Raw genomic sequence first — 244 nt, 5'->3', positions numbered from 1 at the left:
ATGTGAAATATCTGGAGCCTGCTGACGGTCTTCAGGTTCGGTTGTGCAGGCTGCTAGCCGAGATACTGCATCTAGACCGGCTGGGACGAAACGACAACTTTTTGCTGATGGGCGGTGACTCGCTGCGGACAATCGCACAACGCTTTTCAGCGTGTTACTGACGACGTTTTACGTTTTGTTGAGAGAGTACAGTGGACAGGACGATATCATCGTCGGCACTCCGAATGTAGTGCGCGAACAGTCA

The 244-nt window shown here is 52.0% G+C and carries 2 protein-coding genes; both read left to right on the top strand.

Annotated elements, in window-relative coordinates; genetic code table 11:
* The first annotated feature begins 2 nt into the window (after nt 1–2).
* Nucleotides 3–161 carry a phosphopantetheine-binding protein gene (locus tag AB4Y44_RS42860; RefSeq protein ID WP_368702856.1) on the top strand — a complete coding sequence of 53 codons (159 nt, stop codon included), beginning with the start codon at nt 3–5 and terminating at the stop codon, nt 159–161.
* Nucleotides 152–244: hypothetical protein (locus AB4Y44_RS42855; protein WP_368702855.1), on the top strand; the 93-nt coding region annotated here is incomplete at its 3' end. The genes AB4Y44_RS42860 and AB4Y44_RS42855, both read left to right, overlap by 10 nt.

This window comes from Paraburkholderia sp. BR10937 (assembly GCF_040965695.1).
Classification (GTDB): domain Bacteria; phylum Pseudomonadota; class Gammaproteobacteria; order Burkholderiales; family Burkholderiaceae; genus Paraburkholderia.
This window is presented reverse-complemented; position numbering and strand designations above follow the sequence as displayed.